The following is a 14,036-nucleotide window of genomic DNA, read 5'->3' as shown; positions in this document are numbered from 1 at the left end:
GCAGGGAGCCACGATGAGCGAGCGAAAGCGTATCGATCTCGCGCTACAGGGCGGCGGCGCCCACGGCGCCTTCACCTGGGGCGTCCTCGACCACCTGCTCGAGGATCCGCGCATCGAGATCGAGGGCATCAGCGGCACCAGCGCCGGCGCCATGAACGGCGTGGTGATCGCCGATGCCCTGACCCATGGCGACGAGACCACGGCCCGCGAGGCCCTGCACGACTTCTGGTCCGCGGTGAGCCGGGCCGGCATGGCCAGCCCCGTCCGGCGCACGCCGCTGGACATGCTGACGGGCAACTGGAGCCTGGACCACTCCCCGGGCTACGTCGCCCTGGACCTGATGAGCCGGCTGGTCTCGCCCTACCAGTTCAACCCGCTGAATTTCAACCCGCTCCGCGACATCCTCGCCGAACGGGTCGACTTCGACCGCGTGCGCCGCTGCCCCGACCTCAAGCTGTTCGTCGCCGCCACCAACGTGCGCAGCGGCAAGCAGCGGATCTTCACCCGCGAGGAGATGAGCGCCGACGCCGTCATGGCCTCGGCCTGCCTGCCGTTCCTGTTCCAGGCCGTGGAGATCGACGGCGAGGCCTACTGGGACGGCGGCTACATGGGCAACCCGGCCCTCTTGCCGCTGATGGAGCGGTGCCAGTCGAACGATATCCTCATCGTCCAGATCAACCCCATCGAACGCCAGGAAGTGCCCACCACGGCCGCGGCGATCATGAACCGCCTCAACGAGATCACCTTCAACGCCTCGCTGATCAAGGAGGTGCGCATGGTGGCCATGTTGCAGGGCCTGCTGGCCGACAGCGACGTGGACATCGGCTGCTATCGCGACACCCTCTTCCACCGCCTCAGCGCCGACGAGGCCCTGGAGGGGCTATCGGTGTCGAGCAAGTTCAACGCCGAGTGGGCCTTCCTCTGCCGGCTGCGCGATCTCGGCCGGGAGGCCGCCGCGGGCTGGCTCGGCGCCCACTTCGACGATCTGGGCAACCGCTCCACCCTGGATGTGGAGAGCGTCTACCTGCACTGAGGCGGGCTCCCGTATCAGCGTAGCGTTGAAGGCCTCGACGGTAGGCCGGGAGCGGAGTCGGCATGCTAAGGTCAAAGATTCATAACATTGCCACAGAGGAGGCCCCAGCCCACGCAGGTGACACTGGCCACAGGGAAGCCATGCTGCCATAAGATGGCCAGTCTGCTGTCATATGACGGTCAGGTGTCAGTGCCAGTGTCGAAAGTGCCGTCTACTCAGGAGCGCTGCCCGATGGTACGACTCGACAAGAAAGCCAAGCGGCTCTACGTGCTGGATACCAATGTCCTGCTCCACGACCCCGCTGCCATCTACCAGTTCGAGGAGCACGAGGTGGTCATCCCCATGATCGTCCTCGAGGAACTCGACAAGCACAAGAACGGCCTGCGCGAGATCGCCCGCACCGCCCGCCAGGTCAGCCGCACCCTCTCCGACCTGACCAACCAGGTCTCCTTCGACGAGATTCAGCGTGGCATCCCCATTCCCCGCGCCGGCGGCGAGTCACTGGGGCGGCTGCGCTTCCTGTGCTATCCCGAGCCGGAAACCCTCACCCTCGACCACCTGGAGGACAGCCCCGACAACCGTCTGCTGGCCGAGACCTGCCGGCTGCGCGACGAGCGCCCCGACGCCTCGGTGATCCTGGTCACCAAGGACATCAACCTGCGCGTCAAGGCCGCGGCCCTGCGGGTGCCGGTGGAGGACTACCTGACCGACCGCGCCTTCAGCGACAGCGACACCATGATCGAGGGTGTGCAGATCTACCCCGATGCGGACAGCGGCGGCAACGGCCCCTGGGAGGCGCTCGAGGTGGATGTCGAGGTGGAACGTATCGATCATCACACCTTCTACCATCTGACCGGCCGGATGCCGAGCGACTGGCATGCGGGCATGCTGGTCTCCGACGACGACAACGGCGCCGCCTTCGAGGCCATCGTGCGCGAGCTCGCCCCTCAACACGCACGGCTCCAGCTGCTTACCAACTACCGGCACAAGGCCAGCGTGTGGGGCGTGCACGCCCACGACAGCCGCCAGAACTTCACCCTCAACCTGCTGATGGACGATGACATCGACCTGGTGACCATCGCCGGCAGCGCCGGTACCGGCAAGACCTTCATGACCCTGGCCGCCGCCTTCCAGCAGACCCTGGACAGCAAGCGCTTCGAGCGCATCGTCTTTACCCGGGCACCGATCTCCATGAGCGAGGACATCGGTTACCTGCCCGGCACCGAGGAGGAGAAGATGTCGCCCTGGATGGGCGCCTTCCACGACAACATGGACAACCTGCTGCGCGACGAGGATGGCGGGAGCAGCTGGGAGAACGGCGCCACCCGTCAGCTGCTCGGCTCCCGGGTGCAGATCCGCGCCCCCGGGTTCATGCGCGGCCGCACCCTCAACGACACCTTCCTGATCATCGACGAGGCACAGAACTTCACGCCCAAGCAGCTCAAGTCGCTGGTTACCCGGGCCGGGCGGAACACCAAGATCGTCTGCCTGGGCAATGTCGGCCAGATCGACACCCCCTACCTGACCGCCAACACCTGCGGCATGGCGGCGGTGGTCCAGCGCTTCCGTGACTGGCCCCACGCCGGTCACGTCACCCTCAAGAGCGTCGAGCGCTCGCGGCTGGCGCTGGCCGGAGAGGAGATGCTGTAGTCGAGAGAGCCCCGGGGCCGGCCTGACATCGCGACGCCTGCGATCCGGTTGTCAGGCCAGCCCCCACAGGCCACCGCCGCCAGGCGCGACACGAGCCGACATCCCGTCGGGTCAGCCGGAGGGGGTGTTGGCGGCCTTCTCGATCAACGCTTCACTATCGCTGCCCGGCCCCTGCTGCAGCACGGTCTCGGCCTCGTGATAGAGGCAGACGTAGCGCTTGCAGGAGGCACAGAACACCTTGTCGTCGGGATTCTTCACCTGGGAGACCCGCATGCGGTGGCTGCCACAGTTGGGACAGGCCACCGGCAATCGGAAATCGGTGGAAAGATCGGGCATGCTCGGCTCCTCCATGCAACGGCGGGAAACGAAGACCTCTTGTCCAGTCTCGGGGGTTATCCCGGGCCCTGCAAGGCATGCACACCGATCCGGCCGCGTCACCCAGCACCGTGGGACGCAATGGCAGGCCCCGGGCCGCAGATGCGGTTGCGACCCTCGCGCTTGGCATGGTAGAGCGCCTGATCGGCCCGGGAGAGTGCCCCGTCCAGGCTGCCGCCCGGCTCGAGGACGGTGATCCCGAGGCTCACGGTGAAGTGGAGCGTCACCCCATCCACCTCCAGTTCGATGGCCTCCACCGCCTGGCGCAGCCGCTCGAGAATCTCCCGTGCCTGGTCGGGCTCGCTGTCGATCAGCATCACCGCAAACTCCTCGCCACCGATGCGGGCGAAGAGATCGTAGGGTCGCAGGCTGTCGCGGCAGCTCATGGCGAAGGACTGCAGCGCCAGATCGCCGGCCGCGTGGCCATGGGTGTCATTGAGCTCCTTGAAGTGATCCAGGTCGAGCATCGCCAGCGGCACCCGACGCCCATGACGCTCGGCAAGCGCGAGCACGGCTTCCCCCTGCTCGAAGAAGGCGCGCCGATTGAGCGCCCCGGTGAGCATGTCGGTACTAATCAGGCGCTGGACCTGCTGCTCGGCCGTCTTGCGTTCGCTGATGTCGATCAGCAGGCCATCCCAGAGGGTCTGGCCGTCACGCTGCCGCCGAGGCAATGCCCTGCCCTCCAGCCAGCACACGCCGTCCGGCACGATCAGCCGGTATTCTATCCGCCAGGGTTCCAGGCTCACCGCCGACTGGGCAATCGATGCCGTGAGCCGATCGCGATCCTCGGGATGGACCCGCATGAGCAGCCGATCGGCATCGGCCATCACCGCTTCCGGGCTCAAGCCACAGAGCCGCTGCAGCCCCTCGCTGAGGTAGAGAAACTCGATGCGGCCGCTGACATCCTGGCGGGTCTGGAAGACCACCGCGGGCAGCCGCGACACCGTGCCCTGCAGCCGCTCGAGCAGCATCTGGTCCTGCAGGTAGCGCTCGCGCGTCCGGGTAACGTCACGCAGGATGAGCAGCAACCGCCGGCGGCCGTCGGGCTCCTCGAGCAGCGGCAACACGACGGTGTCCTGATAGCATCGCTCGCCATCGGCGCGGCGGCAGGCCAGCACCCCTTGCCATGGCTGGCCGCGGGTGGTGGCGAAGGACAACGCCTGCTGCAGGTCACCATGCAGCGGCTTGACGTCCAGGATGGTGACACGCCGCCCGAGCAGTTGGTCGGGCGGGTAGCCCGCATGGCGCTCGAAATCGGGGTTGAGCTGCTCCACCACTCCCGCCGCGTCGACCAGTATCACCGCCCCGGGGAAGCCGGCCAGCAGTCGGGCGGCGAGGCCCTCCTCGGCACTTCGCCGCCGATGGCGGGAGCGAGCCTCGAGGCGCAGCACCACCACCAGGGTGACGGCCAGCGCCAGCCCCGCGAGCCCCAGTGCCGCCCAGAAGCCGAACAAGGCACCGGAGGCGCCGACCATCAACGTCAGGGCGAGCACCGCCGTGGCGCCACGCGTCCACCGACGCCGCACCCGCTGACGATCCTTACCCATTTCCCTACGCCCTGCCCTGGCTCTATCCATGCGCCGTCTCTACCCCGGGGCTTTCCTGCAGACGAAAACGACCGGCCTCTGATGGGCCTTCTCGACCTACAGTACCCCAACTTCGGTGGCGAGGCATCCGGCGCGACTGTCGACACGACCCTGGCCGCAGTGTCAGGCCGCGAGCCACAGCCCCAGGTTGAGCAGCCCCAGGCTGCCCAGCAGCAGCGCGACGTTGAGCCCCAGCAGCGGCACCAGCGACGAGAACTCGCCTGCCTCCACCTCGGCCGGCAGGCGCCACAGCCCCCTGACCAGCCACAGCATGGCGGGAGCCGCCAGCCACATCAGCCAGGCCTGCACAGGCAGCCAGCCCCCCAGCCAGCCCAGGGGGATCACCGCAAAGCCCGCGAGCAGCAGGGCCGCCACCAGGCGGGCCGCGGGGCGTGCGCCCAGCACGATGGCCAGGTGATGACGTCCGGCACGTCGATCGGGCTCGATGTCCGGCAACTGGTTGACCAGCAACAGGGCGCTGACCAGCAGCATCGGCACCAGCGAGGCGGCCAGCGCCGTGACCGAGAAGGCTCCGGTGAGCGCCTGGTATCCCCCCACCACCATCAGGGTGCCGAACCCCACGCCGGGGGCCAGCAGGCAGAGCCAGGGGCGTCGGGTCAGCCAGCCGGTGTAGGCGACCACCAGCCCCAGGCCGACCAGGCCATGGAGGAGCATCACCGGCCCGGCACGCCACAGGAACCAGGCGCCGATCGCCACCACCCCGGCCAGGCAGGACAGCGCCGAGCGCCACACCGCGCCGGCGGCCGCGGGGTTTTCCGGCAGTGCGCCACTGCCACCGGAGAAGGGGGTACGCGTCGTGGTGATGTCCAGGCCGCTGACGAAGTCGTGATGCTCGTTGAACAGGTTCACCGCGGCGTGGGCCAGCACGGCGGCGAGCATCACCAGCAGGATATCGAGCCCGGCGGGCGTCGCGCCGTCGAACCAGGCGCTGGTGACCGCCAGTCCGGCGCAGAGCGGTGCCAGCACAAGGAAGTTGGGACGGGTGCTGCGCCAGCAGGCGTGCAGGGTCGTGGCCATCGAGGAGGTCCCCGTCATGCTGGAGGCTCTGGCGTCGAGCGGGCGGGCCGAGTCCGAGGATTCAGTGGGCGAGCCGCTCGGAGAGCCACTGACCGATGTCCGCGACCTGCTGCGGGCAGACCGCATGGGCCATGGGATAGCAGCGGTAGTTCGCCGGGTAGCCCAGCGACTGGACCCGTTCGAAGCCGGCCTTGCCCAGTGCCTCGGGCACCACCGGGTCGAAACTGCCGTGGTGTACCTCGATGGGCAGGCCGCGGTTGGCCTCGGCCAGCTCGATGGAGTCGGCGGTGGCGAAGTAGGTCGACATGGCCAGCAGGCCGCCCAGCGGTTGCGCGAAGGAGAGCGCCGCCTGGTAGGCCACCGCCCCGCCCTGGGAGAAGCCAGCGAGGATGATCCGGCGGCTGTCGATACCTTGTGCGATCTGCTCGCCGATCAGCCCCTGGATGCGCTCCGCCGAGGCCATCAGCTGGGGCTCGTCGATCTGGCGGTCGAGGCTCATCTCCTTGATGTCGTACCAGGCCGGCATCACCATGCCGCCGTTGATGGTCACCGGCAGGCGCGGGGCATGGGGCAGGATGAAGCGCACGGCATCGTCGGTGGGCAAGGGGAGTGCCGGCACCAGCGGCTCGAAGTCGCTGCCGTCGGCGCCCAAGCCGTGCAGGATGAAGACACAGGCGTCGGCGGGTCGGCCGCTGCGCGGCTCGATGATCAGTTCACCAGGGTTGCTCATGGCATCGATTCCAGGGCCAGTGAAAGGAGGCGGTTAAAAGCCGATACCCTACCGCAATCGACGGACGGCGGCGAGGTGACGATCCGACTCAAAAGGGCCAGATCAGCGGGATCAGCATCAGCGCCACCGCCCCGGTGAGCAGGTTGAGCGGCCCGCCGAGGCGCAGGAAGTCGCTGAAATGGTAGCCTCCCGGGCCATGGACCATCAGGTTGGTCTGGTAGCCGATCGGCGTCAGGAAGCTAGCCGAGGCGGCGAACATCACCGCCACCACGAAGGGCATGGGATCGACCCCCAGGCTGTCGGCGCTGGCCATGACGATGGGGAAGGTGATCACGGCGGCCGCATTGTTGGTGACCAGGGCGGTGAGCAGGGCCACCAGCACATAGACCGCCACCAGCAGCGTCCAGGGGTTGCCATCGGCCAGGTCGAGGACGGCACCGGCCAGGACGGCCGCCGCCCCCGAGGCCTCGAGTGCGGCGCCTAGCCCGAAGGAAGCGGCGATTGTCAGCAGCACCTGGGCGTCGAGGCCGCGCTTGGCCGCCCCCACCGAGCAGCAGCCGGTCAGCAGCGCCAGGGCCGCCCCCAGCATGGCGGCATTCATCAGGCTCATCACCCCCAGGGTGGCCAGCAGCACCACGCTGCCGAGGATGCTCCAGGCCAGCCAGGCCTTCTCGTGCACCGGGCGCGCCGCCCCGTTGACCTGGCTGATCAGCAGGAAGTCCCGCGACTGGCGATGCCGTTCGATGAAGGGCGGCCGGGCCTCCAGCAGCAGCACGTCGGCGGGTTGCAGGCGCACCTGCCCCAGGTTGCCGACGACCCGCTCGCCACCGCGGCACACCGCCAGCACGGCGGCGCCGTAGAGGGTACGGAAATGGCCGTCGCGAATGCGCTGGCCGACGAACTGGCACTGGTTGGAGACCACCGCCTCGACCAGGCGGCGCTCCTTGAAGTCCTTCTCCAGGCTCGATTCGCCCTGGCGTGACGGCATCAGGCCGCGCACCTGCTGCAGTTCCACCGCGCCCTCGCTGGTCCCGGCGAAGACCAGCCGGTCGCCGCCCTTGAGTCGCTCTCCGGGGCCCACCACGCTGACCACGTTGCCATCGCGCTCGATCTCCACCAGGAACAGCTCCTGAAGGTGGCGCAGGCCGGCTTCCTCCACCGTGCGGTCGACCAGCGGACCGGAGGGATCGACTTCCATCTCGATGGTGAACTCGCGGGGGTTCTCGAAGACCGCCTCGGCCCCCCGCCGCGCCGGGAGCAGTCGTGGTCCCAGCAGCATCAGGTAGAGCAGGCCGACCACGGCCACCGGCAGGCCCACCCAGGCGATGTCGAACAGCCCCATGGCAAGCTGAGGGTCACGGTCGATCAGCAGGCCATGCACCACCAGGTTGGTACTGGTGCCGAACAGGGTGATGGTGCCGCCGAGGATCGAGGCGAAACTGAGCGGCATCAGCAGGCGGTGGGCCGGCACGGCCACGCGCCGGCTCCAGCTCAGCACCGCCGGGATATAGGTGGCGACCACCGGGGTGTTGTTGAGAAAGCCGCTGAGAGAGGCCACCGGCAGCAGCAGGCGGGCCAGCGCCCGGCCCTCGCCACGGGGCCGCCCCAGTACATGGCGGATGATCAGGTCGATGCCGCCGGTCTCGCGGATGCTGGTGACCAGCACGTACATGAAGGCCACGGTGAACAGGCCGCTGCTGGAGAAGCCGGACAGCGCCTGATCGGCATCGATCACGCCCAGGGTCAGCAGCAGGATCACCGCCCCGAGCAGGATGATGTCGGGACCGAGGCGGGAGAAGGCCATCAGCGGGAAGACGGCGATGACGACGACGAGGGAAATCCAGGCATCCAGCGGCATGGGGCATCCGATCACTCAGGAGGACAACCGGCCTATTGTGAACGCCATCGCATATTCTAAAAAGTTATTTTTAGAAATTCATCCATTCGATAATCGAATAACGCTGACTGTGCTCGCCACATACGAAAAAGGCCCGCTTTCGCGGGCCCTTCTCTACTGCCGTGAGGCAGTCACATCAAGATCGAATGGCGATTAGCCGATGACCTGGATGTTGGAAGCCTGGAGGCCTTTCTTGCCCTGGGTGACGTCGAAGGAGACCTTCTGACCGTCTTGCAGGGACTTGAAGCCTTCGGCCTTGATCTCGGAGAAGTGAGCGAACAGGTCGTCACCGTTGTCGTCCGGAGAGATGAAGCCGAAGCCCTTGGTGTCGTTGAACCACTTGACAGTACCGGTAGCCATTATCGAATTCCTCGAATAGCGTTTGATTTTGCCGGGAAATACCCGAGTTGCAGTGGGTAAAACAAGAAACTTTCACCGGGAGATCGACGCTATGAGCATTTCGATGACCGCTTGCGATGTTCCACTTGCTAACCAACTGCACGCAGCATGCCCCCTTGGCGGGCGCACGTCAAACACTATTTGCTCTGGATGACAGGAAAGTTACTCCCCGCCCAGAATCCAGCCCGCGGCCTTCTCGGCGATCATCAGCGTCGGCGAGTTGGTGTTGCCGCTGGTGATGGTGGGCATGACGCCCGCATCCACCACGCGCAGCCCCGCCACCCCGCGTACCCGCAGGCGAGCGTCCACCACCGCCATGGGGTCATCGTCGCGCCCCATCCTGGTGGTGCCCACCGGGTGGAAGATGGTGGTGCCGATATCGCCCGCCAGGCGGGCCAGTTCCTCATCGCTCTGGTACTCCAGGCCCGGCTTGACCTCCTCGGGCGAATACTTCGCGAAGGCCGGCTGCTCGGCGATGCGCCGCGTGACCCGCAGCGAGTCCGCCGCCACCTTGCGATCCTCGGGGGTGCTCAGGTAGTGGGTGGCAATGGCCGGCGCCTGGCGCGGGTCGGCGCTCTTGATGCGCACCGTGCCGCGACTGGTCGGGTTGAGGTTGCACACGCTCGCCGTGATCGCCGGGAAGTCGTCCAGCGGCTGGCCGAAGGCTGGAAGACTGAGCGGCTGGACGTGGTACTCGATGTTGGGATGTTCGTACTCCTCGGAGCTGCGCGTGAAGGCACACAGCTGCGACGGCGCCATGCTCATGGGGCCGGAGCGCTTGAGCAGGTACTCGAGCCCGATGCCCGCCTTGCCGACCAGCGAGTTGGCCATGGTGTTGAGGGTCTTGGCGCCCGTCACCCGATACACCGAGCGGATCTGCAGGTGATCCTGCAGGTTCTCGCCGACCCCCGGCAGGTCATGGATCACCGGAATCTCGTGCTCACGCAGCAGGTCGGCCGGGCCGATGCCGGAGAGCTGCAGCAACTGCGGCGAGCCGATGGCGCCGGCAGAGAGGATCACCTCGAGGCCCGCACGCACCGCCGTCGGCTTCCCGCCGCGTTCGACACGCACGCCGGTGCAGCGCGGCACACCGCCCTGGCCGGTCTCGCTTCCCTGTTCCAGTTCGAGCCCCAGCACCTGGGTGGAGTGCCACAGGGTGAGGTTGTCACGCTTCTCGGCCCCGCGCAGGAAGGCCTTGGCGGTGCTCCAGCGCCAGCCCGACCGCTGGTTGACCTCGAAGTAGTCGACGCCCTCGTTGTCGCCGCGGTTGAAATCGCGGGTACGCGGGATGCCGGCCTCCACGGCCGCGGTGGCGAAGTCGTCGAGCACCTGCCACTTGAGACGCTGCTTCTCCACCCGCCACTCGCCGCCATGGCCATGGTAGTCGCGGTGGGCGGCATCGGCATCGCCGCCGGCATCCAGGCGATGATGATCCTCGTGCTTCATGAAGTCGGGCAGGCAGTTCTCCCAGCGCCAGGCGTCGTCGCCGGTGGCCTCGGCCCAACTGTCATAGTCGCGGGCCTGGCCGCGGATATAGAGCATGCCGTTGATGCTCGAGCAACCGCCCAGGGTCTTGCCACGCGGGTAGATCAGCGAACGCCCGTTGAGGCCGGGGTCGGGCTCGGTGCGGAAACGCCAGTCGGTGCGCGGGTTGTCGATGCAGTAGAGGTAGCCCACCGGGATGTGGATCCAGTGGTAGTTGTCGCGACCGCCCGCCTCGATCAGCAGCACCCGGTTGGCCGGGTCGGCACTCAGTCGGTTGGCCAGCAGGCAGCCGGCGGTGCCGGCGCCCACGATGATGTAGTCGAATTCCTGCTCGGCCATGGCGTGCTCTCTCCCGATGGCCCGGGCTCGGCGAGCCGGGCCATTGCGTCGTTGCTGTGGCCGTGCCACGGAATCCAGACTACCGCGGCTCAGGCCAGGATCAACTGAGACATTCCAACGCCAGATATAAGGTTAGCGAATAACAACAGTTCCCCGGTACTCACTTCACGCACGACCTTCGGCCCCTGTGCGCTGAGCTTAGTGGGGCGGCGCAACCGCGGCGAGGAGGCGGTGATCGCCACCGCCCTGGAGGTGCTGGAGACGGTCTGGGGCAGCCGCTGACGACGGCTATACGCCCTTCACGCTGCTCAGCTTGCGGAAATGGCCACCTTCAGCACGCCGTCGCGCTGGTGCGAAAAGAGCTCATAGGCCTCGACGATCCGCTCGAGCGGGTAGCGGTGCGTGACCATGGGACCGAGGTCCAGGCGACCCGACTCGATCACCTGCATCAGCCGGCGCATGCGCTCCTTGCCACCGGGGCAGAGCGAGGTGATGATCCGGTGATCGCCCAGCCCGGCGCAGAAGGCATCCAGCGGGATGGTCAGGTCGCCGGAGTAGACCCCGAGGCTCGACAGGGTACCGCCGGGCTTGAGCACCCGCAGCGCCGACTCGAAGGTCGACTGCAGGCCGAGTGCCTCGATGGAGGCATCCACGCCGCGGCCGCCGGTGAGCTTGAGGATCTCCGACACCACCTCGACCTTGCGGAAGTCCAGGGTGATGTCGGCGCCCATCTGCCTGGCCATCGCGAGGCGCTCGTCGACGCCGTCGACGGCGATGATCAGCCCCGCCCCGCGCAGCCGCGCCCCGGCGGTGGCGCACAGCCCGATCGGCCCCTGGGCGAACACCGCCACCGTATCGCCGATCCGGATGCCGGCGGACTCGGCCCCGGCGAAGCCGGTGGACATGATGTCGGGGCACATCAGCACCTGCTCGTCGGTAAGGCCGTCCGGCACCGGCGAGAGGTTGGCCTGGGCGTCGGGTACCCTCAGGTACTCCGCCTGGGCGCCGTCGATGGTGTTGCCGAATCGCCAGCCACCCATGGGCTTGTAGCCATGGGCGTGGTGACCGCCGTCCTGGGCGCTGCAGCCATCCTGGCAGGCGTAGGAGGTAAAGCTCGGGCAGATGGCCCCGGCGATCACCCGCTGCCCCTCGGCATAGCCCTGGACATTGGCGCCGAGCTTCTCGATCACCCCCACCGGCTCGTGGCCGATGGTGAGCCCCTTCTCCACCGGGTACTCGCCCTTGAGGATATGCACGTCGGTGCCGCAGATGGTAGTGGTGGTCACCCGGATCAGGGCGTCGTTGGGGCCGATCTCCGGGATCGGCTTGTCATCGATCTCGATGCGCCCCGGCTCGACGAAGATCGCGGCTTTCATCATGGCAGGCATGGTCGTGGTTCCCTCTGGTCGTTGGCGAAGGTGGATCCCTGCCCACTACTATCCATGACAGGCAGCACCCCGCACCTTGATGCAGGTCAAGATAGCCCGGACGGCCGACACGCAACGCGGAGGCCGGCCGCACCGGCACACCGCCATTCGCCTTCACGGAGCTTCGCGCCCGCCCCAGGCCCTCGACTTGCCGCCGTCTGACACCCAAAGGTCGAATTCATCGCCACCCGGCCGACAGGAAGGTGCCAGACTGACGACGGACCCCAGACGAATCGAACAAGGAGATACCCCATGACGACCCATACCGGCCTGCCCGCCGAGGCCGCGGTGCTGGAACAGCTGGAGAGCTGGACGGCCGCGGTACGCGACCGGGACATCGACGCCATCGTTGCCCACTATGCGCCGCACATCGTCGCCTTCGATGCAGTGGCACAGCTGCAGTTCAAGGGCGTGGAGGCCTACCGCCAGCACTGGCAGGCGTGCCTGGAGCTGTGCCCGGGGCTGATGGACTTCGAGCTCCACGAGGTCGTGCTCCACGCCGATGGCGAGGTGGCCTTCTGCCATGCCCTGCACCACTGTGGCGACACCAACGACAAGGGCGAGCCCCAGGTGGGCTGGCTGCGCATGACCAGTGGCTACCGGCGCATCGAGGGCGAGTGGAAGGTGGTGCATGAGCACTTCTCCGCTCCCTTCGAGATGGAGAGCGGCAAGGCGTTGTTCGATCTCGAACCCTGAGATTCGCTCCGGAACGGCTGAACGCGGCCCGGGGAACGGCTCCGGGCCGCGACGCACCTACTCCTCGAAGGTGGTGCACACCTCCGCCATGCGCGCGGGGGCGTGCTCCTCCGTATGGGTGACGGCTTCGCTCGCCTCGCCCAGTTCCACCCGCCACTGGTGGTCCTGGGACTTGGGATCACAGGCACCGGCACTGCCGTCATTGAAGTTGGAGTCGATCCAGTAGTGCACCTCGTAACGCTGCCCGGCCTGCAAGGCACCGGGGAAATCGAAGGCGAAGGCCGGGTCTTCGTCGGCCGAGACGCTGCCGGCCTCCCGAGCCACCACCTCGCCGGAGTCGGCATCGACCAGGGCAACCTGGACGGCCTGGTCGGCATGGGGTCCCTGGAAGCTGGCATCGCCCTGGAAGCTCAAGTCGTGGCCATCACCGGCCAGGGCGGTGGCAACGGGCAACACGAACAGCGCCAGGCCAAGGCGCCAGGCACAAGGAACGGATGGAGTCGTCATGGTATGTCTCCCGGAGAGGGTGCTGGTGAACAGGCAGGCCCTGTGGCCTCCTCCCAGCATAGTGTCCCCCACCACACCGTGCCTCCGTATAGGTGCTTCATGTCGAAGCCGCTGCCCCGGCGACCTCGACCGTTCGGCAACCGGCCTCATATCACCGGCACACCGGTGACCCAGGCATGCAGATGGAAGGCGAAGAGATAGTAGGCCACCAGGCCGATCACCACCGTGATGGCGGTGCCGGTCATGCCCGGTGCCGACGAGCTCGGCCGCGGGCGACGGCGGGCGGCGCGGAAGTCGAACACCGCCCAGAGCAGGAAGGCGCCGAAGAAGACGATATCGCCCAGCCGGCCGTTGGCCAGCAGGTGGGCGAAGGCCCAGAGCTTCACCGCCAGGATCATCGGATGACCGAGCTTCGCCTTGATGTGGTTGCCCGGCACATAGGTGGCCACCAGCAGGATGAAGGCGGGAATCATCAACAGCGCGACGGCGTGGCGTAGCCCGGTGGGCGGGAACCACACCCAGGTCGGGTCGAGGCGCATCTGCCCGTAGCCCCAGATCGCCAGGGCCAGGCCGACGACCGCGATCACCGAGTAGGCTCCCTTCCAGGGCACCTCTCCCCGACGCTGGATCTGGGTGGTACGCCAGTCGTCGGCGACGATGCGCACCGAGTGCACTCCCAGGAAGATCAACAGGCCGAGAATCATCACGGTCATGGGTGGGGCCTCCATCAGCAAAGGTTGAACGATACGCCAGCCTAGCCGCTCGCCCGGCATCGCACCAGCGATGCCTCAGCCCGTCAGGGGCGTCCTCCCCGCCCGATGGTCGCGAACCATGCTGTCACCTGTCACTGGGGGAGCGCCCGCACGCTCACCCG

The 14,036-nt window shown here is 67.4% G+C and carries 13 protein-coding genes; 3 read left to right on the top strand and 10 right to left on the bottom strand.

Annotated elements, in window-relative coordinates; translation table 11 throughout:
- Nucleotides 1-13: 13 nt before the first annotated feature.
- Both MKP05_RS04100 and MKP05_RS04095 read left to right on the top strand, forming a co-directional pair.
- On the top strand, nucleotides 14-1,033 hold the full coding sequence (locus MKP05_RS04100) for a patatin-like phospholipase family protein (RefSeq protein WP_240567151.1): 1,020 nt from the start codon (nucleotides 14-16) through the stop codon (nucleotides 1,031-1,033).
- 231 nt (nucleotides 1,034-1,264) lie between these two features.
- Nucleotides 1,265-2,683: a PhoH family protein gene (locus MKP05_RS04095; protein ID WP_110283388.1), complete on the top strand. Its 1,419-nt coding sequence runs from the start codon at nucleotides 1,265-1,267 to the stop codon at nucleotides 2,681-2,683.
- A gap of 111 nt (nucleotides 2,684-2,794) precedes the next feature.
- Here MKP05_RS04095 and MKP05_RS04090 read toward each other — a convergent pair whose 3' ends face one another.
- The 8 genes from MKP05_RS04090 to MKP05_RS04055 form a co-directional block, all read right to left on the bottom strand.
- A complete protein-coding gene (locus MKP05_RS04090; RefSeq protein ID WP_110283387.1) occupies nucleotides 2,795-3,019 on the bottom strand; it encodes a hypothetical protein in 225 nt (74 codons plus the stop codon).
- Nucleotides 3,020-3,117: 98 nt separating this feature from the next.
- Entirely contained in the window at nucleotides 3,118-4,605 is a 1,488-nt protein-coding gene (locus tag MKP05_RS04085) for a sensor domain-containing diguanylate cyclase (protein ID WP_240567150.1), read from the bottom strand.
- Between the two features lie 162 nt (nucleotides 4,606-4,767).
- The gene (locus MKP05_RS04080; protein WP_240567149.1) at nucleotides 4,768-5,682 is read right to left on the bottom strand and encodes a prenyltransferase; all 915 of its coding nucleotides are present in this window, start codon (nucleotides 5,680-5,682) and stop codon (nucleotides 4,768-4,770) included.
- A 61-nt stretch (nucleotides 5,683-5,743) separates the two neighbouring features.
- Entirely contained in the window at nucleotides 5,744-6,412 is a 669-nt protein-coding gene (locus tag MKP05_RS04075; RefSeq protein WP_110283384.1) for an alpha/beta hydrolase, read from the bottom strand.
- An 88-nt stretch (nucleotides 6,413-6,500) separates the two neighbouring features.
- Nucleotides 6,501-8,270, bottom strand: a complete 1,770-nt coding sequence (locus MKP05_RS04070) for an SLC13 family permease (protein ID WP_240567148.1) — start codon at nucleotides 8,268-8,270, stop codon at nucleotides 6,501-6,503.
- A gap of 192 nt (nucleotides 8,271-8,462) precedes the next feature.
- Nucleotides 8,463-8,669 (bottom strand): cold-shock protein, encoded by a 207-nt coding sequence (locus tag MKP05_RS04065; protein ID WP_040185674.1) that lies wholly within the window; start codon nucleotides 8,667-8,669, stop codon nucleotides 8,463-8,465.
- A gap of 201 nt (nucleotides 8,670-8,870) precedes the next feature.
- Nucleotides 8,871-10,532 carry a GMC family oxidoreductase gene (locus tag MKP05_RS04060; RefSeq protein ID WP_240567147.1) on the bottom strand — a complete coding sequence of 554 codons (1,662 nt, stop codon included), beginning with the start codon at nucleotides 10,530-10,532 and terminating at the stop codon, nucleotides 8,871-8,873.
- Nucleotides 10,533-10,840: 308 nt separating this feature from the next.
- Nucleotides 10,841-11,920 carry an NAD(P)-dependent alcohol dehydrogenase gene (locus MKP05_RS04055; protein WP_240567146.1) on the bottom strand — a complete coding sequence of 360 codons (1,080 nt, stop codon included), beginning with the start codon at nucleotides 11,918-11,920 and terminating at the stop codon, nucleotides 10,841-10,843.
- A gap of 291 nt (nucleotides 11,921-12,211) precedes the next feature.
- Between MKP05_RS04055 and MKP05_RS04050 the strand changes: the two genes are divergently transcribed.
- On the top strand, nucleotides 12,212-12,655 hold the full coding sequence (locus MKP05_RS04050) for a YybH family protein (protein ID WP_240567145.1): 444 nt from the start codon (nucleotides 12,212-12,214) through the stop codon (nucleotides 12,653-12,655).
- A 57-nt stretch (nucleotides 12,656-12,712) separates the two neighbouring features.
- Here the strand turns inward: MKP05_RS04050 and MKP05_RS04045 are convergent, their stop codons facing one another.
- Together MKP05_RS04045 and MKP05_RS04040 are read right to left on the bottom strand one after the other, a co-directional pair.
- Nucleotides 12,713-13,162 carry a hypothetical protein gene (locus tag MKP05_RS04045; protein ID WP_240567144.1) on the bottom strand — a complete coding sequence of 150 codons (450 nt, stop codon included), beginning with the start codon at nucleotides 13,160-13,162 and terminating at the stop codon, nucleotides 12,713-12,715.
- 146 nt (nucleotides 13,163-13,308) lie between these two features.
- Nucleotides 13,309-13,875, bottom strand: coding sequence for an NnrU family protein (locus tag MKP05_RS04040; RefSeq protein ID WP_240567143.1), 567 nt, complete (start codon nucleotides 13,873-13,875; stop codon nucleotides 13,309-13,311).
- Between the last annotated feature and the right edge of the window lie 161 nt (nucleotides 13,876-14,036).

It is taken from the genome of Halomonas flagellata (genome assembly GCF_022487945.1).
GTDB lineage: Bacteria > Pseudomonadota > Gammaproteobacteria > Pseudomonadales > Halomonadaceae > Halomonas > Halomonas flagellata.
The sequence above is the reverse complement of the archived record's forward strand: the minus strand, read 5'-3'. Positions and strand labels throughout refer to the sequence as shown.

Excerpts from the sequence above, each read along its gene's own strand:
- MKP05_RS04100 (WP_240567151.1), top strand. The coding sequence starts at position 14 with ATGAGCGAGCGAAAGCGTATCGATCTCGCGCTACAGGGCGGCGGCGCC.
- MKP05_RS04040 (WP_240567143.1), bottom strand. The coding sequence starts at position 13,875 with ATGACCGTGATGATTCTCGGCCTGTTGATCTTCCTGGGAGTGCACTCG.
- MKP05_RS04060 (WP_240567147.1), bottom strand. The coding sequence starts at position 10,532 with ATGGCCGAGCAGGAATTCGACTACATCATCGTGGGCGCCGGCACCGCC.
- MKP05_RS04055 (WP_240567146.1), bottom strand. The coding sequence starts at position 11,920 with ATGCCTGCCATGATGAAAGCCGCGATCTTCGTCGAGCCGGGGCGCATC.
- MKP05_RS04095 (WP_110283388.1), top strand. The coding sequence starts at position 1,265 with ATGGTACGACTCGACAAGAAAGCCAAGCGGCTCTACGTGCTGGATACC.
- MKP05_RS04090 (WP_110283387.1), bottom strand. The coding sequence starts at position 3,019 with ATGCCCGATCTTTCCACCGATTTCCGATTGCCGGTGGCCTGTCCCAAC.
- MKP05_RS04075 (WP_110283384.1), bottom strand. The coding sequence starts at position 6,412 with ATGAGCAACCCTGGTGAACTGATCATCGAGCCGCGCAGCGGCCGACCC.
- MKP05_RS04050 (WP_240567145.1), top strand. The coding sequence starts at position 12,212 with ATGACGACCCATACCGGCCTGCCCGCCGAGGCCGCGGTGCTGGAACAG.
- MKP05_RS04085 (WP_240567150.1), bottom strand. The coding sequence starts at position 4,605 with ATGGGTAAGGATCGTCAGCGGGTGCGGCGTCGGTGGACGCGTGGCGCC.
- MKP05_RS04080 (WP_240567149.1), bottom strand. The coding sequence starts at position 5,682 with ATGGCCACGACCCTGCACGCCTGCTGGCGCAGCACCCGTCCCAACTTC.
- MKP05_RS04045 (WP_240567144.1), bottom strand. The coding sequence starts at position 13,162 with ATGACGACTCCATCCGTTCCTTGTGCCTGGCGCCTTGGCCTGGCGCTG.
- MKP05_RS04070 (WP_240567148.1), bottom strand. The coding sequence starts at position 8,270 with ATGCCGCTGGATGCCTGGATTTCCCTCGTCGTCGTCATCGCCGTCTTC.
- MKP05_RS04065 (WP_040185674.1), bottom strand. The coding sequence starts at position 8,669 with ATGGCTACCGGTACTGTCAAGTGGTTCAACGACACCAAGGGCTTCGGC.